The following is a 17,356-nucleotide window of genomic DNA, read 5'->3' as shown; positions in this document are numbered from 1 at the left end:
AAAGCAACCGCTTTCGTTACGACGAAAGCGGTTGCTTTTTTACTGCTAACTTATGTTGTATAACATTAACTAAAATAGTATTTTTTACTCTGAAATGTCGTTTACTTTGAATATTATTGCAAATGGAAGCAAGTTTTTATATTAAATATTAATTAATGCCAGAAAGCAAAATGAATGAATTCCCTAGATCTGAAGAAGATTTTACAAATAATTTTCGTTATAGATTTCAAAAAGAAAAACCAAAATATATAACAAAAAATAAAATATACAATCTTGAGTTATCACAAAAAGCATCGCGCAATTACGATTTAGCTCTTAAAATCGGAAATAAAGTAATTACGATAATTGAAGTTAAAAGAAATAAATCTATTCAGTTATTCGATTTTACAAAAGCAATTAAATACGCAATAGATAATGATATAAGATATGTTATCTTAACTGATAGAGAAGAGAATTTCACTATAAGAGACACCCGAAATTTAGAGCAGACTATACGAACACAATTTGAAGGTTTTTTAGTAAAAGCAATTTTGTTGAACATGACTACACCGTAACCGAAACTTATGAGGTAATAACAAACCTCTTAATTAAGTATGGCATCTCCTTTTCAGATAATACAAATAAATCATTTTATAACAAATTAATCAATGATATAGAATATGACGAAGTTGATCAAAGTTATCACTTCAAAAATCACAATAAAGTTGACGGAACAGAAAACTTGTTATTCAGGAAATTATTAAAAGACGGGGATGATTTAATAACAAAAGTGTATAGATATACTTCTTTATCAACAATCTATTCCATGTCGAATTATAACTCATTCCGCATGAATTGTTTAGTTGGAATGAATGACACAACTGAAGTTAATTATGTAGAAAATTATCTTTATACAGCAAATCAAGATTTCACTAAATTTCATTGGCAGACCATAGATCTTTACAACAGGAAATTTATATCCTCATGTTCACTTAAAGACGATGATTTAACACAATGGAGATTATATGCTGATGACTCCAAGGGAGCCTGTCTAGTACTCACTATAAATCCATCTATAGACAACAAAAGTTTTATTATTAAAAAAATTAGCTATGGACAAAAAGGAGGCGGGCATAAAGAACTCGATTTATTAAGAGATATAATAATAGAATTAAAGCAGAAGCTATATATAACTTTTAAGTATAAAAATATGGAAACATGGAAACAATTTTTCAAACCTTACGATTATTCAATAGAAGAAGAAGTTCGCATTCTATACACTAGCCAAGAAGACGAATCTAATAAGAAAGCTTGGGTTTTAACATCAAGCCACAATATATTGAACCCATACATAGAATTTAAATTAAACAATAAAGATTTACCCTTCACTTTATCTGAAATAATTTTAGGCCCAAAGTGTCCTGAGAAGGAGCTCAACCAAAGACAGTTTGAACATTTCATTAGGGAGCTACGAAAAAGAAAGATAGAAGTCGACTCTATGGATAAAGAAAATAGCGGTATTAATGAGTACAATATAGCTTCATTACAAGTATCAATAAGCAAAATAAATAACTACAGATAGTAAGCTCAAATTAAAGGGTGAACACTTATTTGGTTAAGTATATTACTTATGAACCGATATGAGAATGAGCTTATACTCATCTGTCGCCCCGTTAGCAAGACTTAAAAACTTGTGTTTACCACTCCTGCCGCCTGCGCTGAAAGTTGCCACTACCGCCTACTTCCCTGCTGCAAACGCTGACGGCTCTGCGTAACTTCGGTTTCGGGGGCTTCGGTCGCCTCCACCACCGGTTGCAGTAGTCAGCTTAGCCTCGCCATGCCTCTCCCTCCGATACAACCCGCCGTAGCAGCAAAAAAGCCCCCCAGACTTACTCTGGGGGGCTTTTTCGTGCTATACTACCTGAGTTACTGCTATTGCCTCGCTGAAGCACATCCTTAGCGCAACTCTGCGTACAACGTCAGGCAGTGCGTTTCGGTAGCGGGGGCTAGCTCGGCCTCAATAGTAGCTTGGTGCCGCCACAGCAACGCCGCCACCGCTGCGGTTGGCAGGTTGCCGGCGCGCAAGAGCAACACCTTCGGGGGTGCGCCGCGCAAGGTGCTTAACTCGGCAAAATCATCGTCGTGGGTTACAATGACGAAATCGTGCTGGCGGGCGTATTCCCAAATCAGGCGGTCGGTTTTGCCAAGCAGGCCCAGCCGCCGCACCTGCTCCGAGCCGGGGAAGGCTTCGGCCAGCAGCGCTACTACCCGATAGGAAATATTCTCGTCGAACAGCAGCTTCATCCCGCAATGCGCAGATGCCGCTCCCGGTCGGCCGCGTACAGCAGGCAGGCTTGAATCTGCTGCTGGGTCAGCTCGGGGAAGTCTGCCAGAATCTCGGGTATCGTTTGGCCGCTGCCCAACCAGCCCAGCACATCGGCCACGCTGATGCGCGTACCCGTCAGGCACGCCCGCCCAAAGCGAATTTCGGGGTCAATGGAAACGTACAGTTGATAGTCCATAACAAAGGCTTTTGCTCCCTATAAAAGTAAGGGATATCTCGGTTAGCTATCAGCATATGTAGCTGCGCTAAGCTGATGCACGTAGCCAAACCGGATGCTTCAGGTGCGCTAGCGGCAAAAGCTGGCGGCCCTGCGTAACTTTAGTTTCGGGGACTTCGGTCGCCTCCGCCCCCGGTTGCAGCAGCCAGGTAGCGTCGCAATGCTGCTCCTTCTAATATATTCAGCCACAGCATCAAAAAATCCCCCCAGAGCTACTCTGGGGGGATTTTTGGTGAAGTAAGTAGGCAGTTAGCTGCCTACTCTGTTAGGCTAACTCTATTACTTGGTAAGCGCGGCGTTAGCATCCAAACGGCCGCCCGTTACGCATTTGCCGGCTAGCGAAGCGGTTGGAACAGCGCTGCTGAGCAGGGCATTCTTGATTTGAGCCGCAGTAGCACCTGGGTGAGTAGAAGCATACAAGGCCGCAGCACCCGTTACGTGGGGAGTAGCCATGGAAGTGCCGTTGTACGACTCATAGATGTTGAACGCTGTGCTCGACCAGATGCCCGAGCCGGGAGCGCCAATGTCAACGGTGGTAGCACCGAAGTTCGAGAAGCCCGACTTTAGACCGGTTGAGGTGATAGCGGCTACAGCAATCACGTTGGCCTGGGGCAGGTTGGATGGGAAGCTGGCTACGGCGTCGTTGTCGTCGCCTACACCGTCGCTGCCGCCGTTGCCGGCCGCTGCTATAAAGAGGATATTCTTTGCGTTGGCACGGTCGACCGCGTCAGAGAGGGCTTGCGAGAAGCCGCCGCCACCCCAGGAGTTGTTGCTGGCCACGATGTTCATGTTGTGGCGGGTTTTCAGGTCATTCAGGTAATCCACGGCTTTCACGGCGTTGGCGGTCGTGCCGCCCTGGCGGCCTAGGAACTTGGTGGAAATAATGGTGATGTTCCAGTTCAGGCCGGCTACACCAGCACCGTTGTTGGCATTGGCGCCTATGGTGCCCGCTACGTGCGTGCCGTGGTCGTCGGAGCTACCACGCTTGGTGCCGTCATAGATGCTGTTATTATTGCCATCGAAGTCCCAACCGTGAATATCATCGATGTAGCCGTTGCCGTCGTTGTCGACGCCATCAGCCGGATCATAAGGGTTCGTCCAGATCTGCCCAGCCAAATCGGGGTGGTCAAACTGTATGCCTTCGTCGATAATACCCACTACCACGCTTTTTGAGCCGGTAGTGCCAGCAGCCCAGGCCGTGGAAGCCTGGCTGCCATATATGTTGCCATCCATGCCCCATAGTGCGCCGTTGGCAACGTAGGTATCGTTGGTAGCGGCGGTATGCTGATAGAGATAGTTAGGCTCGGCAAACTCGATTTCCGGGCCGCCTTTCACCTTCGACAACGCTTCCAAAGCGGCCATAGGCGTGTGTACCACCATCAGACCTTCTTTTTCGCCGGCCCTTTCCATGGCCTTGGTCAGAATCTTCTCCGATACTTTGCCACTGATACGAGCCAGGGCATTGGATTTAGCCTCCTCCGACAAACCGGGCTTGAACTTCACCAGCAACTCATTTGCGACATAATCTTTACCCGACTCACCTTGGGCATCGGCCGACTGGCTTTGTGTAGTAGGGTCTTCTTGAATTTTATCCAAGCTGCTTTCGCAGCCACTTAATACAAAAGCAGACAATAGGCTGGCCGCAAACAGGGATTTCGCGGGGAGTGAGAAGTGGTTTACTTTCATGAGAGTAATGGGAACGTATGATGTGGGAGAATTAGTGACGAAAGCTTCAACAGGAATCTGGAGTGATAATCATCCAAATTCTCACTGGACTTTCTTGAGCACCAAGATTTATAAATAAATTGGTAATAAAAAGGAAACTTATGTAAAAACCGTGACATAGGCATTTTTTATATCTTACATAGCTTATCTATCTGTGTATAAAAACATAACCTGTACCGAAGGCATCATTCGTGCGGCTTATCAGCGGATTAAACTCGCAAATTGTGACATATAAAGAATAATATACACTTTCAAATGAACGGCTTGCTCTTACACATATCCAAGTCAACCGGTATAACTCAGCTTTTAAATAAACTATGTTTTGTATAAAATAGCTAACCCAAAGCCTTTACCTATTTTAGCATCTTGGCACCGTGCACTACTTTGCCCCCACAATCGTCAGTATACTGGTAGTTCTGGGCAGTTCCGGCGCAGGCACGCCGAAGATGTCCTGCGATAGCACCGCTAAGTCGGCGAGCTTGCCCACGGTGAGGGTGCCTTTTTCTTTTTCCGCAAACTCAGCGTAAGCCGAGCCAAGGGTATAAGCCTGCACGGCTGGCTGGTAATAGCCTCCGTCGGCCGGGCCGGGCAAGGACGGCAAACATGATGTTCAGGAAGGGTGGCTTCGGCTGCCAGTGTTTGGGGGTGGTGGTGCGGACAGGTTGTGCAACGATCAGACGTGAATAAGCTGCTCTACACCTGCCCTGTTTTCGATCCGGCTCAATGCTTTATTACTACACCAACAAAGCAGAATGCCCCTACCGTGCTCTTGTGGCGAGTTTCTCCGGTGTTCTTATCTGTTTGCTGCCCTAGGCCAGCATTGCCCCATGATTATGCTGACGGTAGAAGCAGCTCCAATTTATGGCGGCGGAGAGTGGCGCGACTCAGGATATGGGCGGCCAGATAGCTGGCTTTGCTGAAAGACAAAAAAGGCCCCGCTTACGTAGGTAGCGAGGCCTTTTTTGATCTTTACGCGCGGCTGCTTATTTTTTTTCTACCGGAAACTCATCCAGTATCTGCTTGGCTGACTTGGCGAATTCCGAGCCGATGTTGGCCGGATTGCTCACCGGGTCGGCCATGGAGTCGCGCCACACGAGGTTGTTGGTGCGCGCATCCACGAAGTCCAGAATCATAGTGCCTTCGCGGCCCTGGGCGTCATAACCACTTGGCTACCCGTTCTCAGCCCTGCGTCGCGGGTGTGGGCGCAAGCCACAAAAAAAGGCTTGCCCATGACGGGCAAGCCTTTTTTACCTCTATACACTTAGTTAACAGTCGCCATCGGGGCCACAGGCGGCACCATCGGCAATCAGCGTGGGCCTGGGGTTGCTTTCTTCCCATACCTTTTCCAGCACTTCTAGAAAAACCCCCTTCGGCTGAGCACCCGACACGGCGTATTTATCATCGAAAACAAAGAAGGGTACGCCGCGCACGCCTATCTGGCGGGCCTGATATTCGTCGTGGCGCACCTCCTGGGCGTAGGCGTCGGTTTGGAAAAGCTGAGCTACTTCGGCGGCGGGCAGGTCCAGCTCGGTGGCGAGTTGGGTGAGCGTGGCGGGGTCGTCCACGTTCAGGCCTTCCGTGAAGTAAGCGTAAAGAATGCGCTCCTTGGCCGCATCCTGGCGGCCGTGGGCGGCGGCCAGGTGAATGAGGCGATGAGCGTTGAAGGTATTGGCGGGAATGGTTTTATCGAAGTTGAACTCCAGGCCTACTTCGGCGGCGGTTTGCGCCATTTGATTATTCATCTGGCGGCCCTGGGCCACCGACATACCCTTGCGCTCGGCCAGCAGCTCGTGGATGCTTTGGCCGGGTACGGTTTTCATGTTGGGGTCCAGCTCGAAGCTGCGCCACTGCACCTGCACGTCCTGGTGGGGGGCAAATTCGGCCAGCGCCGACTCGAACCGCCGCTTGCCGATGTAGCAAAACGGGCACATGATATCAGACCAGATTTCGACTTTCATAATTTAAGGTTGTAAAGGGAGCAAAAGGTAGATGAGTATAAGCGCGCCGGGGGGCAAAAAGTTTACTTGCAGCGCCCTTATCCGTCCGCCTCAGCCATTCGCGCCCCATGTTCTGGCCGCGCGTTTCAGCTTCAATCAGGCGGGCCAGCACTTACTCACCCAGCCGGCGGGATGGGCACACATGATCGGGATACGCTTTCATGGAAATCATGTACCTCTGGTTTTTTGCCAGGCGGCCTTTTGAGGTTGTTGCCACTTCGATGACAGACTTTAACACTGACTTAACAAGCTTGTATTCTTACGTCAACATCTGTGCTTAGCAACTATCGAAAATCAGTGTTTTCAATTACGGTTTATAGCCCCAAGCATCTGTAAATCCGTATGTTAAGCATCCTCTCCCGAAAGTTTATATGCGGCCACCTCTCCCCAAGCTTCTTTCTCTTACCGCGGTTGTTGCCGCAAGTTGGCTGGCCGCGTGTCAGCCATCGGTGCGCGAGTCGGCTGAGCCAGCAAAAGCTACGCCGCCAGTAACAGAAGCGTCCACGGTGTCAGACAGCCTGTTTCTGGGCTTGATATTTCCTTATGCCCCACCTAAGCCACCCGGACCCGTTACGCAGGCCGCTTTGCTGATGACTCGTGCCGGCGTGCCCATCGAGAAAGTAGTCTTAGGCAGCTTCGATGGCCGGGCTACCGTGCTGGACAGCTTATTAGAGCGCGGGTTTCCGGATGGTACTCTCCTCGGATTTCGGGCGTATCACCTCACCGCCGGCACCGATGTAGCCGTGCTGCGGGCCAACGACACCATTTTGCATGTGCTCAGCCGCCCCGTCCGCGACTCCACCGTCGCCATGGATTTTACTTTAGTAAAAGAGGTGCCTATTGCCGCTGGCAGCCGCCTTCGGGTCGTGCGCTAGCGACGTTGCTAACTACACGACTATAAAAAAGCCCCCCAGAATGTATCTGGGGGGGCTTTTTTAGTTACCTACTTTAAACTCACCAGTGCCTGCGCCGGGCGTGCCGGCATCCGACAGGCCCTCTACGGTCACCTGAAAAGTGCTGGCATCGTCGGAGCAGTAGAAGGATACCTGCGCCTGGCCGGTGGCGTCGGTGCGTAGCGTAGGCGCCCAGTAGAGCGTGGTGCTGCGGTAGTCGGGGCGCGGCTGCGCAGGGCGGGCCGCAGTTTCGTAGCGCGGGGCATAAAACTCGCGGGCCTGATAGTAAGCCGGCAATACTGCCGTTGCGATGCCCGGCGCGGGGGTTTTGGAGTAGTCGTAGTTGGCACTGCCCCGCTTCGTGAAGATGGCAATGACTCCGTTGCCGCCCCGGCTGCCATAAATAGCGGCGGAAGGTCCTTTCAGCACTTCCACGGTCTCAACGTCGATGACGGGTATCGTGTTAATAGCATCGATATCAACCGGAATACCATCCAGCACAAACAACGGCGCGCTGCTCCCGGAAATAGAGCTGGCGCCCCGGATTTGAACCTGATAATTAGGGGCCGAGCCGGATACCTGCACTCCGGCTATCCGCCCTTGCAGCAGCTGCAACACACTAAAGAAGGAGCTGCTGGCCGGAATATCATCAGGGCGCAGTACCGCATCGGCCTGCGAGTAGATACGCCGCGCATCAGGGCGGGGCATGGGCTTGCGGCCCGCCACCGTCACGCCTTTCAGCATAATTGTTTTCGTGGTATCGGCCCGATACTGGCACTCCGCCTTTTGCTGCTTCTGGCTTTGCTGCAGATACGCCGTGACGGCTGGCTGGGGCTCGGCGGGCAAAGGCCAGGACAGCGCCGTAACCTCGGGCCAGCGCGGATGCAGCTTAATAAGCAGGTTGCTACCACCCTTCTCTTTTCGGGCCTGCACCACCACGCGGGCCGTATCCTTGCCCGGAAAGCCCCCCACTACAAAACTGCCATCAGCGTCGGTGCTGGCAATGGCCATTCCTCCCGTAGCGCCTGTCTGGAAAATGGTGAGCTGGCTCACGCCGGCGGCTTTTTCATTGGACCGCACCACCTGCCCGCCCACACTCAGGGTTTGCTCCAGGGCAAAGGGTCTGGGGGGCATTTTATCGGTCAGAATCTCTTTCCACACAAACCGCCGCTAGCCCTGGGTAAGCAGCAGATGATCGAGAGCCTGCTCGGTTTCGGGGGTTTTGTTCTGAAAATAATAGCCGGGGTTTTCCACGTTGCCCTGCAAATTGGAGGTGAGGAGCAGGTGGGTCAGAATAGTCGTTTCAGGAGCTTCGTTCATGCCAGTTGCCAGGGCGTTGGTCACGGCCAAAGAAAGCTGGGCCGCTACGGGCTGGCCGGCGCCATCGGTCACGGCTACCGTCAGGTTTACTTTCTCGCGGGGAGCGTAGGCCGATTTGTCTGGAGTAATACGCACCTGCAGGCCAGGCTGGGCATCAACAAACGCCAACCGCTCGCACTGGGCCACGCCCTGCCCATCGAACAAGGTGAAATGCGCTATCCCAGTCGGGAATTTGGCTTTAGGAATGCGGGCCGCGTAGCCTTCGCTGCCAGTCAGCTGACCTTTGGCGGCGTAGGCTACGGTGCCGCGCACATGGGCCAGCAGCGTTACGTTTTCGGAGGCGGCGGCGGTGCCGGCAGCTAGCTGGCGCTGCACGCCCACATAAACAAAGTCTTTGGTCTGGGTAACCTTCAGTACAAACCCACTGGGAGCAACGGCGGGTAACGGGTACTCGGCGCGGGTGCCACCTGCCAGCAGCACCACGGCCTTATAGCGTCGGCCCGGCTGGGGCGTCAGCAAAACTGTGCCCATGCCCGCGTGCAGACTTTTAAACGAACCCGCCGCCTAGCCCTGATCGTCGGTGAGCTGCCCACTCACGGCTACGCCGCGGCCATACTCATCGGTGGCCTTGAAGGCTACCACGGCAGGCAGCCCCACCACCATATTACCCCCTTCAGGGAAAAACTGCACGTCCGTTTTGGGCTTAGGGACTGGAGCAGCTTTGCGGACTCTGGGTTTCGCGCCGGGCCGGGCCGCCGCCGCATCGGTAACGGCAGTAGCCGCCTGCCACACGGGCAGGCGCTTGGAGAAGAAATAGTCGGGGCTGAAGTTGCGCATCCAGTTGGTGTAGGCGCGCACCGTATACATACCCTGGGCCAGACTATCGGCCAGCTCGAAGTCGGCGGCGGCCGTGCCCTGGGTTAGGCGCAGCACCCGCTGCGCTATTACCCGCTGGTCGGGGGCAATCAGATCGACATACAGCACCTGGCTTACCGTATCGGGAAGGTGCAAAGAGGCATCTACCACATACGCCTTCAGCCAGATGGTTTCGCCCGTGGCATAAAATGATTTGTCGGTGTGGATGTAGCTTTTTTCGGGGAAGCTGGCGATGTAGAAATTCTGTAGGCGAACCATGACCTGACGCACGAAGTCGTCCATTGGGGCTGCTTGAAAGCCTCCGCTTACCAAAATCACCAGGAAAACAATGACTCTCGCTACTAACGCTTTAATACGAATCATATACCTATTAATACAAGGAAATAAAAAGGATAAAAACGTTCGAATATAGAGGAACACGAACGTTTTATCAGTCCCTGCTTAGTCGTGAGAATTTCGCTTCGCTCGATAAGCCCAACCGGGGGTGCAGAAACCCCGAATTTGCCCCCCGGTTGGGCTTGCAGTTGTCCCGCAAAATGCGTTGATTGACTAAAGTTCGAAGTGTTTTTCCGTCGTTGCCTATGCTAATGCCGCGAAAGTTGGGTCGATTGGCCCGCGGGTGGTACTACTGCCGCAAGTAGTCGTCCGCCGCCAGCGCCTTACCCTGATGCCCCGTAGCCACGGGGGTAGCGGACACGTCGCCCTTTCAAAAACCGCTTTGGGGGGCTTTTTTCGCGTCGAACTTCATTAGCCAGCCTCCCAATCTCACCGTGTAACGCCTCCCGCTTTCCGCGCCGGTACGCGGCCCTTATGGGCACCTGGCTTCGTCAGCCGTGGCTCTTTATACTTGGCGGCGCAGGCTTCCGGTCAGGCCCTCTCACTACTTATTTTCAGCTGAGCACAAGCACTTATCAGCGTAAGCGGTTAATAGGTTGCACACAGTGCTAAGCTGCTGTGCTTATACTTTCCAAACTTTGTACCTATCTATGAAAACTACTTTTGCATTCATCGTGGCCGTAGCGGCTGGCCTTTCTACGGCGGCAGCTCAGGGCAGCACGTCGGGGGGCTCCTCCACCCGCCCCGAGACGAGCGTGTCCAACACGTCGCCAGCCAAATCGTATCCACCCAAAAAAGCGAGCCCAACCAAGGCCCAGAGCCAGCAAAGCACCAAGACCCAAAATAGCACCTTGGAGCCCGAAAACCGCACAAGCCCGACCGGCACCATGTCGGAGTCGAGCCGGCGCATACTAAAGGAGTCCCGCCCCGCTGCCCCTGGCAAGACCAGCCCTACGGGTTCCACCAATCAGGAAATGGTGGACAAAAACTCCAAGCAGCCTATTCGCAAGGCTCCCCTACCAGCCAGCAAAACCGGCGGCGCTGGCGGCACCACCAACTAAACGCTATTCAATTTCAAGCATAAAAAAACGCCGAAAGATGCTTTCCGGCGTTTTTTTATGCGTTTTACTTGGGTCTCTCAGGCTTACATCTGCCGCAGCCAGGCGCTGGCCGTATCGATGTTGTCGAAGGTGAAAACGATCGGGCCTACCGCCGGGGCATGTTGCAATGTCAGATCGGTGGAGAGACGGCTGTAAATGTTGGGCGAATACACCCAGGCAAAGTATTGCAGGCCGGCCGCGGCCATAGCCGGCAGCCAAACTTTGCCCCCCCACTCCGACGCATCCGACCACATAGACTCCACCAACCGATTATCGTTGAGCACTTTATGGCACTGCTCCTGCCGCAAGTACTCCAGCATTTTACCAGCTCCGGCCTGCACCGACTCCATATCCTGGTTCTTTTGCCATTCTACATAAAGCCACTCGTTTGAGTAGTCATAAGAAACAGTAAGATGCTCATTTTCAAACAGTACATGAAGGGCCATGGCCAGGAGCGCAACAGGTTAGATATTCCCAGGCAACAGGTAGTTGTCAGGAATTGGAATGGAGCGGAAAACGGGAGTCAAAGCCAAAAGCTGTCCGGCACCCAATTTGTTTTCATAATACGGGGAAAAGCAGCACTTTTCCCCGTATTGTGGCTGCGTCTATAGCTTAAAATCCAATATTGAGTATCAATGGCTGCACTTCCCATTGCCCCGTGCGCAGATTATAAATAGATCGAGCACCCACTTCAAGCGGCGTGCGCAGGCGCATCGGGTTAAACACAAAGGTCAGATCGAGGCCGGCCGTGCTGTAGTTAGCGCGGAAGGTCTGAGGTCCCTGGTTTGTTGCTACTCGTCGCTGCCCGGAAGCTACGTCCAGAAAGCCGGTGGCTTTGATGCGCTGGATGTACAGCCAGCGCCCTAGCGTCCAGTGCGTATCGGCTACGGGCAGGCGATACTCCACGCTGCCCGCTCGCAACTTGTCAAAGCTCACGTACGTCTCGCCGCGCGGATATGCTATAAGTGAGCTGAACTGGTACTGAGACTGATCGTGGTATTGGTAGCCGCCGCGCAGGCGCAGGGAATGATGCTTAAACAGCCCCGGAAAGTACAGACTACCCTGCACCGCCCACTGTTTGCCCTGTAAGCCCGCCCCAAAAGGAGTGGTACGCCACACCGCGCTCAGGTTCTGGCCCCAGCGCGGACCTACATCGCGGCGGCTTCGCAGGAGCTGGTGGTAATAGCTCAGGCTGTACTGCACCACATGCAGAGAGCCCGCGAACCCGACTTCCGACAGGCGCCGGGAGCGTAAGTCATAGTCGCGTACCTGTTGCTGGCTGTAGTGGGCACCCAGCGTCAGGCCCTCCAGGTATTTGGAGCGCGTGAAGTTGAGCGGCAAACGCACTCCGGTAGTGAGCTGAGTGTAGCGCCAGCGGTCGGTGCTGGCGCTATCGAGCGGGGCGCGCCGATCAATAAACCCGGACGTGCGGCGGCCCCCATGCTGTACGCTTAGATCAAGCACCGGCAGAAAGCCTTGGTAGCTGAGGTCAGCGAAGACGTTGCCGGTCCGCTCAGTCTGGTCAAACCCCACGCCGGCTACGGCTACGGTGGTGCTCAGCAAATCCTGGGAGCGGACGCCTAATCTCACTCCTTGCCCATCCGGCGATTGTACCAGTCCCCAGCTAAACACATTGAACAGATGATTGAACCGATTGTAGCGACTTACCGCTAAGCGAGGCGGCACCGCGCCCGAGTCGGGCACCACGGCACCGATGGTACGCACGCCGGGTTCCTGCGTAAGCAAAGGGTCGGTGTAGGCGGGCGGCGTATCGGGCGCGGCGAGTGCGGCCATCCAGCGCGCGGGCTCCAACGGCATTTCGGCCACGCGGGCACCTTCCGCCCGAAAATCATGGAAAGCCAGGCGCTGCCCGTCGGGGGAGACGGCGGCATGATACGCGCCCAAGGGCCGCGAGGTGACCTGCGTTACTTGTCCCGTGCTGATTTCGACCGCGTACACATTATCAATTCCCGACTGCGGCGAGTTGTAGAACACAAAATTGCCCCCCGGCTGCGGGTGGCTCAGGTTGTTATTGGCCACGGGCAGCAGCTCGCGGGTCTGACCAGTTTCGGTATCGATAAGCGCCAGGGTTTTGCCCCCCGGCTTCAGCAGTACGGTGGCTACGGTGCGCTGATCGGGCAGCCAGCGGGGCTGAATGTAGAGGTCGTTATCGGGGTTTGGCAGTACGCGCTGCTCCTGGCCGGAGCGGGCATCGAGCACTACCAGGCGGTTCTGATAGGCCGTATCGCTGCGCACGGCCACCAGGCGCTGACCATCACCGGATAGCGCGGCCGTAGTGTAGCGCCCGCGCCGGGTGAGGTGTGTTAGCTGACCTGAGGCCAGATCGAGCACCCTGATTTCAGAGTACACCCGCTGGCCCCAGCGCGCATCGTAGCGAAACTCCAGCCAGCACGCCTTGCCCCCGCCCACCGACAGCATTTCGGGGTTATTCACCAGGCCCTGCACGAACACCTTTTTTTCCTGGCCCTGCTTAGTCAGCAGCACCAGCTGCGAAATATCACCCAGGCCTGTTTTCACGGCCAGCACGGTGCTGTCGGTTACGTACTGCGGGTATTGATATTGGGTGAATATTTTGGGATTGGCGGCAACGGGAAACGTGGTAGCATCCGTTAGCCGCAAGCCCTGCTGCTGCACCCGCCACATAGAATCCACCTCGCTCATCGTGCGCGCATACAGATCCTCTACGCGCACCCCCGCCGTGCGGCGCAGGCTGTTGGAAAAGGAAAATGGATAGATGGGAAAGCGGTAGTAGCGGTTGAGCACCTGGCTCCAGGCAACCGGGCCGATAGTGCGCTTGAGGTTGGTAGTCAGGAAATAGCCCAGCACGTAGTGGTTAGGCACATTATCCCGAAAAGAGCCCCCCACGGCCTTGCTGTAGTTGAAGTGCTGGCCGGCCAGCAGATTAGCCCGCAGGCCAATATCGAAATTAGGAATACGGCCCCGCCCGCTGCGCGTCAGCAGGGTTTCGGTACCCACGGCATCACCCTCAAAAAACCAGTCGGGTATGCCGATGGTCGCTGTGCTCAGGGCTCCATTGCCGAACAGCGAATAAGCGAGCTTCGTAACGCCCTGCAAGCCCTTATCATACTGCACGATATGCCGAAACTCATGGACCGCCAACTGGTCGAGCCAGTCGAGGGTGCCGGTCAAAAAGGGGTCCTGCGGGGGTGTGGTATAAAATTCGGAGCGCCGAGGCAGTACCGTAGCAAAGCCATTCCCAATGGTGGTCTGGGTTTGTAAGATAACCGTCAGAGGCCGGGGCTGGCGCTCTAGGGAGGCACTTACCGGGGCATACACCTGTTCCAGGCGCCGCGCCGTAAGTTGGGCCTGGGCCGAAAAACCTGCCGGATATAACACCTGAAAATGCGGGGTGCGCACCTGGTACCAACGTAAAGAGGATGGATTCTGATCCAGCAGCGGCAAGATCTGGGCCCGCACCGGTGTGAGGCAGGCGGTTAGCAACAGAAGGGCTGCTGCCAGAAGGTGTTTCAGCATCATAGAGATTTGATTACTGCAATAAACTTCAGCAGTAACCGGAAAACAAGTACCCGCCCTCCTCTGAAGCAATTCGTTCGACTGCCGCTGCCGCCTCTTCCCAAAAGGTCGATTGGAGACAATAAAGCTCGCCTAGTCAAACATTTCTTCCTATATAAGCAACTTAAAGTAGCCTACTTACGAAAAATACACCTTTGCAGCTTCTGCCTATGCAACTATATAATATATCGGGGTTAAGACTCCTGCCGCTGAAGTTCAATAACAAGTGAGCAGTGCTTATGCTAATTCGCTTTTTCTCTTGTGCGTGCGTTGCCGTAGGACTAGGATTTGGCGGCTATACTACTAGCAATCAGCTAGCTGCCCCACAAGTCCCTCCTACCCGCTGGGTACTACACACCCTCAATGGCCGGCCCTTGCCCAACTTCCGGCCGGCAGCACGGCCTGAGCTTGTTCTGCCGGGCGCGGCTAGTAGTACCAGAGGAGCAAGCTACGGGGGGGCATTTCACCAGTCAATCAGTGGGCGCCTGCAAACTATTCCGCACCTTATCAGCACCATGATGCGGCGCAGCAACCAGGCAACAGAACTGGAGATGCGCTATCTGAGTGTCCTGGAGCAAACCACCCGCTTTGAAATCAGTGGCAACACCCTGCACTTGTACGCGGCCAGGCAAGTAGTCCCGCTGGCTATGTTTGAGGCAACGCGCAGCGCATTATAAACCATCCTGATGCTTTTATCAGCGATGAACAACGCCGGGCTGCAACTCATCAGCGTGCTGCAACCAGGTGCAGGCAGCATCCAGGTCATCGAACGTAACGATAGTTAGGCTGGTAGCGCAGCGCAAAGTAGAGTCGATAGAAAATCGACTATTAAAATCGACGGCATATACCCACGCCATGTGGGTGAAGCCCACGGCAGAAAGCCGAGGAAATAGATCTCGCCCCAACCATTCAGACGCCGCCGTCCAGTTCCCTACTGCCTGCGTACTGTCGTTCAGCACTTTAGTAAAGCCTGTTAGCGGCACATGCTGCAACACGTAAGTACAACTTTCCTTAATCACTTCTAACTCCTGCTTCCCCTTCCACTCCACGTATAGCCATTGGTTGGTGCAATCGTGCCAGAGGGTGAGGTGAGGTGAGTCGAAAAGCGAGTGCATAGCCATATAAATAGCAGGATACGATACTTGTTAATTTAGCTGTTGAGCAGATAGAAACCCGAAATTAGAAGCAGCGGTTCAAGCGTCTGGCAAATAGGGCCTAATGTGATATAAACTACAATATCACATGCTTACAATCAGATGGGAGGTGAGAATTAATGGGCCTCACATTTTTCGAGCCAAGCATACGCAGCTACTAAATCGTTAAAACCTACTACCACCGTCTGGGTGTTGCGCAGTAGGGTAAGATCGGTAGAAAAGCGGCTATCGAAGTCAAGAGAGTAAACCCAGGCCATATACTCAAGACCGGCGGCGGCCAGCTGTTTCAAAAAGCCCTCCTCTACCCAGCTCCTGGCCTGGGCATGAACGCTGCTCAGACGGGTATTATCGTTGAGAATCTTGCGACAATGCTCTGCCTGCAAGTGCAAGATTATTTGCTCGCACCCCAATTGAAGCGTCCGTAGGTTCTGATTTCCCACCCAATCAGTATAGAGCCACTGATTGCGGCTATCATAAGATATGGTAAGGTGCGGCTCGTCGAGCAGAATGAGCAAACTCATTTTATCTGTTATTGAACAAAAGTAATATTATAAAAACAATAACAATGCCCATTATTATTGTTCATGGGCCAGTAAAGCAGTAGGATCCGGCAATGAGCTAGAATAGGCTTTTAGGCAGCAAATTAGCCGAGCCTATTACATAACAAGTGTCGCTTGTTATGATTTAATCACAAAAAGCGATACTATCACTAAACGTGGTGCGGCACTCCATCCAGAGCACGCCTTAATCGCATTAAGTGATAATCGAAACATATCAAGAGCGTCATTCTATGTATAATCGCGATATAAAATTTTATAGCCAGCCCTCGCTCAAAACGGATAAATTCAATTAGGTGTGACTGGATCCGGTGCCATCTATATCAAGAAAATAACTTAGTAAAAAAGTGAGCTGCTTCTTAAGGCACTAGGCTGGCATAGCACACATCCCTTTATTTTTTCAAAAATTATTTTTGAATTATTCTTAGTAATTATTTCTGGCTCGGCCTCCATTCCTAGTGTTGATCTAAATCAATTTTAGCGCCTAAAATGCTTACGCAGTGCTGCTTAGGGAACGATTTGGCGTGAAAAAAAATTATTGCCTCAATGCGTAGTAAGCAGAGCGTCCAGTCAAGGACGTGTTACGTACATTGGGCTATGATACGTCACTTGAAATTTTACTTATTGGGTGTGCTGCTGGGAGCAGTCGCCTGTTCACAGAATCGCTCGGACGCACAGCCCACCCGCTCTACGGTTGGCCAAGCCCCAACTAACATGCAGGGCTTGGCCGTTGCTACGTTGGCAGGGGGCTGTTTTTGGTGCACCGAGGAAGTATTTGAGGAAGTTAAGGGAGTGCGCGAGGTTGTGTCGGGCTACGCGGGCGGGCCCGAGAAAAAGCCAACCTACGAGCAGGTAGGCAGCGGACGCACGGGCCACGCGGAGGCGGTGCAAGTCTATTATGACCCTAAGCAGGTCAGCTACGCGACGCTGCTCGACGTTTTTTTTCGCGCCGCCCACGACCCGACTACTCTCAACCGCCAGGGCCCCGACGCGGGCACGCAGTATCGCTCGGTCGCTTTTTACCGCACGCCGCAGGAGAAGGAACAGATTACGGCCGCCATTCAGCGCGTGAATGCCGCCAAGCAGTATTCCAACCCTATCGTAACCCAAGTGACGGCCTTCACGGAGTTCTGGCCCGCTGAGGATTATCACCAGGGCTACTACCGGCTACATCCCAACGAACCGTACATACAGTCAGTATCGACGCCTAAGGTGGAGAAGTTTCGCAAATTGTTTCCGAAGCTGCTGCAGTCGCCGCTGTAGCAGCAAGGTCTCCTTCAATAGCTAAAAAGCCCCCACGACG

18 protein-coding genes and 1 pseudogene are annotated in these 17,356 nt (G+C 53.2%); 6 read left to right on the top strand and 13 right to left on the bottom strand.

Annotated elements, in window-relative coordinates; genetic code table 11:
* Nucleotides 1-155 precede the first annotated feature (155 nt).
* Complete coding sequence (locus B9A24_RS10885; protein WP_084445574.1) at nucleotides 156-554, top strand: hypothetical protein; 399 nt, start codon at nucleotides 156-158, stop codon at nucleotides 552-554.
* Between the two features lie 275 nt (nucleotides 555-829).
* Entirely contained in the window at nucleotides 830-1,561 is a 732-nt protein-coding gene (locus B9A24_RS10880; RefSeq protein ID WP_159452027.1) for a DUF2971 domain-containing protein, read from the top strand.
* Between the two features lie 374 nt (nucleotides 1,562-1,935).
* Here B9A24_RS10880 and B9A24_RS10875 read toward each other — a convergent pair whose 3' ends face one another.
* The 6 genes and pseudogenes from B9A24_RS10875 to B9A24_RS10850 all read right to left on the bottom strand — a co-directional run bounded on the left by B9A24_RS10875 (nucleotide 1,936) and on the right by B9A24_RS10850 (nucleotide 6,223).
* On the bottom strand, nucleotides 1,936-2,283 hold the full coding sequence (locus B9A24_RS10875) for a DUF5615 family PIN-like protein (RefSeq protein WP_084445568.1): 348 nt from the start codon (nucleotides 2,281-2,283) through the stop codon (nucleotides 1,936-1,938).
* Nucleotides 2,280-2,501, bottom strand: a complete 222-nt coding sequence (locus B9A24_RS10870; protein WP_084445564.1) for a DUF433 domain-containing protein — start codon at nucleotides 2,499-2,501, stop codon at nucleotides 2,280-2,282. Before B9A24_RS10870 ends, B9A24_RS10875 begins: the two co-directional genes overlap by 4 nt.
* 318 nt (nucleotides 2,502-2,819) lie before the next feature.
* The gene (locus B9A24_RS10865; protein ID WP_234997197.1) at nucleotides 2,820-4,136 is read right to left on the bottom strand and encodes a S8 family peptidase; all 1,317 of its coding nucleotides are present in this window, start codon (nucleotides 4,134-4,136) and stop codon (nucleotides 2,820-2,822) included.
* Nucleotides 4,137-4,644: 508 nt separating this feature from the next.
* Nucleotides 4,645-4,866, bottom strand: a complete 222-nt coding sequence (locus B9A24_RS10860) for an amidohydrolase family protein (protein WP_084445558.1) — start codon at nucleotides 4,864-4,866, stop codon at nucleotides 4,645-4,647.
* Nucleotides 4,867-5,248: 382 nt separating this feature from the next.
* Nucleotides 5,249-5,401: pseudogene (locus B9A24_RS10855) on the bottom strand (DUF4136 domain-containing protein); the annotation flags it as partial.
* Nucleotides 5,402-5,530: 129 nt separating this feature from the next.
* Nucleotides 5,531-6,223 carry a DsbA family oxidoreductase gene (locus B9A24_RS10850; RefSeq protein WP_084445552.1) on the bottom strand — a complete coding sequence of 231 codons (693 nt, stop codon included), beginning with the start codon at nucleotides 6,221-6,223 and terminating at the stop codon, nucleotides 5,531-5,533.
* Nucleotides 6,224-6,633: 410 nt separating this feature from the next.
* Between B9A24_RS10850 and B9A24_RS10845 the strand changes: the two genes are divergently transcribed.
* Complete coding sequence (locus tag B9A24_RS10845; RefSeq protein WP_143434902.1) at nucleotides 6,634-7,137, top strand: hypothetical protein; 504 nt, start codon at nucleotides 6,634-6,636, stop codon at nucleotides 7,135-7,137.
* 60 nt (nucleotides 7,138-7,197) lie between these two features.
* Here B9A24_RS10845 and B9A24_RS10840 read toward each other — a convergent pair whose 3' ends face one another.
* The 3 genes from B9A24_RS10840 to B9A24_RS10830 are packed head-to-tail and all read right to left on the bottom strand — an operon-like array spanning nucleotide 7,198 to nucleotide 9,714.
* A complete protein-coding gene (locus tag B9A24_RS10840; protein WP_084445545.1) occupies nucleotides 7,198-8,316 on the bottom strand; it encodes a TonB-dependent receptor plug domain-containing protein in 1,119 nt (372 codons plus the stop codon).
* Nucleotides 8,317-8,325: 9 nt separating this feature from the next.
* Nucleotides 8,326-9,006 (bottom strand): hypothetical protein, encoded by a 681-nt coding sequence (locus tag B9A24_RS10835; RefSeq protein WP_084445542.1) that lies wholly within the window; start codon nucleotides 9,004-9,006, stop codon nucleotides 8,326-8,328.
* A gap of 33 nt (nucleotides 9,007-9,039) precedes the next feature.
* Nucleotides 9,040-9,714, bottom strand: a complete 675-nt coding sequence (locus B9A24_RS10830) for an MG2 domain-containing protein (RefSeq protein ID WP_084445539.1) — start codon at nucleotides 9,712-9,714, stop codon at nucleotides 9,040-9,042.
* A gap of 623 nt (nucleotides 9,715-10,337) precedes the next feature.
* Between B9A24_RS10830 and B9A24_RS10825 the strand changes: the two genes are divergently transcribed.
* Nucleotides 10,338-10,748, top strand: coding sequence for a hypothetical protein (locus B9A24_RS10825; RefSeq protein ID WP_084445536.1), 411 nt, complete (start codon nucleotides 10,338-10,340; stop codon nucleotides 10,746-10,748).
* Between the two features lie 83 nt (nucleotides 10,749-10,831).
* Here the strand turns inward: B9A24_RS10825 and B9A24_RS10820 are convergent, their stop codons facing one another.
* Nucleotides 10,832-11,233: a hypothetical protein gene (locus tag B9A24_RS10820; RefSeq protein ID WP_084445522.1), complete on the bottom strand. Its 402-nt coding sequence runs from the start codon at nucleotides 11,231-11,233 to the stop codon at nucleotides 10,832-10,834.
* Nucleotides 11,234-11,399: 166 nt separating this feature from the next.
* Complete coding sequence (locus tag B9A24_RS10815; protein WP_234997195.1) at nucleotides 11,400-14,306, bottom strand: TolB-like translocation protein; 2,907 nt, start codon at nucleotides 14,304-14,306, stop codon at nucleotides 11,400-11,402.
* Nucleotides 14,307-14,581: 275 nt separating this feature from the next.
* Here B9A24_RS10815 and B9A24_RS10810 point away from each other — a divergent pair, with 275 nt between their 5' ends.
* Nucleotides 14,582-15,019 (top strand): META domain-containing protein, encoded by a 438-nt coding sequence (locus tag B9A24_RS10810; protein WP_084445518.1) that lies wholly within the window; start codon nucleotides 14,582-14,584, stop codon nucleotides 15,017-15,019.
* A gap of 18 nt (nucleotides 15,020-15,037) precedes the next feature.
* Here the strand turns inward: B9A24_RS10810 and B9A24_RS10805 are convergent, their stop codons facing one another.
* Together B9A24_RS10805 and B9A24_RS10800 are read right to left on the bottom strand one after the other, a co-directional pair.
* Entirely contained in the window at nucleotides 15,038-15,463 is a 426-nt protein-coding gene (locus B9A24_RS10805) for a hypothetical protein (protein ID WP_084445516.1), read from the bottom strand.
* Nucleotides 15,464-15,612: 149 nt separating this feature from the next.
* Complete coding sequence (locus B9A24_RS10800) at nucleotides 15,613-16,017, bottom strand: LacI family DNA-binding transcriptional regulator (protein ID WP_084445513.1); 405 nt, start codon at nucleotides 16,015-16,017, stop codon at nucleotides 15,613-15,615.
* Between the two features lie 633 nt (nucleotides 16,018-16,650).
* Between B9A24_RS10800 and msrA the strand changes: the two genes are divergently transcribed.
* Nucleotides 16,651-17,316 carry a peptide-methionine (S)-S-oxide reductase MsrA gene (msrA, locus tag B9A24_RS10795; protein ID WP_084445510.1) on the top strand — a complete coding sequence of 222 codons (666 nt, stop codon included), beginning with the start codon at nucleotides 16,651-16,653 and terminating at the stop codon, nucleotides 17,314-17,316.
* Nucleotides 17,317-17,356 lie beyond the last annotated feature (40 nt).

It is taken from the genome of Hymenobacter roseosalivarius DSM 11622 (assembly GCF_900176135.1).
Lineage (GTDB): Bacteria > Bacteroidota > Bacteroidia > Cytophagales > Hymenobacteraceae > Hymenobacter > Hymenobacter roseosalivarius.
This window is presented reverse-complemented; position numbering and strand designations above follow the sequence as displayed.

What these genes read in the sequence shown, in the direction of transcription:
- B9A24_RS10800 (WP_084445513.1), bottom strand. Translation starts at nt 16,017, where the DNA reads ATGAGTTTGCTCATTCTGCTCGACGAGCCGCACCTTACCATATCTTAT.
- B9A24_RS10830 (WP_084445539.1), bottom strand. Translation starts at nt 9,714, where the DNA reads ATGATTCGTATTAAAGCGTTAGTAGCGAGAGTCATTGTTTTCCTGGTG.
- B9A24_RS10885 (WP_084445574.1), top strand. Translation starts at nt 156, where the DNA reads ATGCCAGAAAGCAAAATGAATGAATTCCCTAGATCTGAAGAAGATTTT.
- B9A24_RS10810 (WP_084445518.1), top strand. Translation starts at nt 14,582, where the DNA reads ATGCTAATTCGCTTTTTCTCTTGTGCGTGCGTTGCCGTAGGACTAGGA.
- B9A24_RS10815 (WP_234997195.1), bottom strand. Translation starts at nt 14,306, where the DNA reads ATGATGCTGAAACACCTTCTGGCAGCAGCCCTTCTGTTGCTAACCGCC.
- B9A24_RS10835 (WP_084445542.1), bottom strand. Translation starts at nt 9,006, where the DNA reads ATGGGCACAGTTTTGCTGACGCCCCAGCCGGGCCGACGCTATAAGGCC.
- B9A24_RS10875 (WP_084445568.1), bottom strand. Translation starts at nt 2,283, where the DNA reads ATGAAGCTGCTGTTCGACGAGAATATTTCCTATCGGGTAGTAGCGCTG.
- B9A24_RS10850 (WP_084445552.1), bottom strand. Translation starts at nt 6,223, where the DNA reads ATGAAAGTCGAAATCTGGTCTGATATCATGTGCCCGTTTTGCTACATC.
- B9A24_RS10825 (WP_084445536.1), top strand. Translation starts at nt 10,338, where the DNA reads ATGAAAACTACTTTTGCATTCATCGTGGCCGTAGCGGCTGGCCTTTCT.
- B9A24_RS10870 (WP_084445564.1), bottom strand. Translation starts at nt 2,501, where the DNA reads ATGGACTATCAACTGTACGTTTCCATTGACCCCGAAATTCGCTTTGGG.
- B9A24_RS10820 (WP_084445522.1), bottom strand. Translation starts at nt 11,233, where the DNA reads ATGGCCCTTCATGTACTGTTTGAAAATGAGCATCTTACTGTTTCTTAT.
- B9A24_RS10805 (WP_084445516.1), bottom strand. Translation starts at nt 15,463, where the DNA reads ATGGCTATGCACTCGCTTTTCGACTCACCTCACCTCACCCTCTGGCAC.
- B9A24_RS10845 (WP_143434902.1), top strand. Translation starts at nt 6,634, where the DNA reads ATGCGGCCACCTCTCCCCAAGCTTCTTTCTCTTACCGCGGTTGTTGCC.
- B9A24_RS10880 (WP_159452027.1), top strand. Translation starts at nt 830, where the DNA reads ATGAATTGTTTAGTTGGAATGAATGACACAACTGAAGTTAATTATGTA.
- msrA (WP_084445510.1), top strand. Translation starts at nt 16,651, where the DNA reads ATGATACGTCACTTGAAATTTTACTTATTGGGTGTGCTGCTGGGAGCA.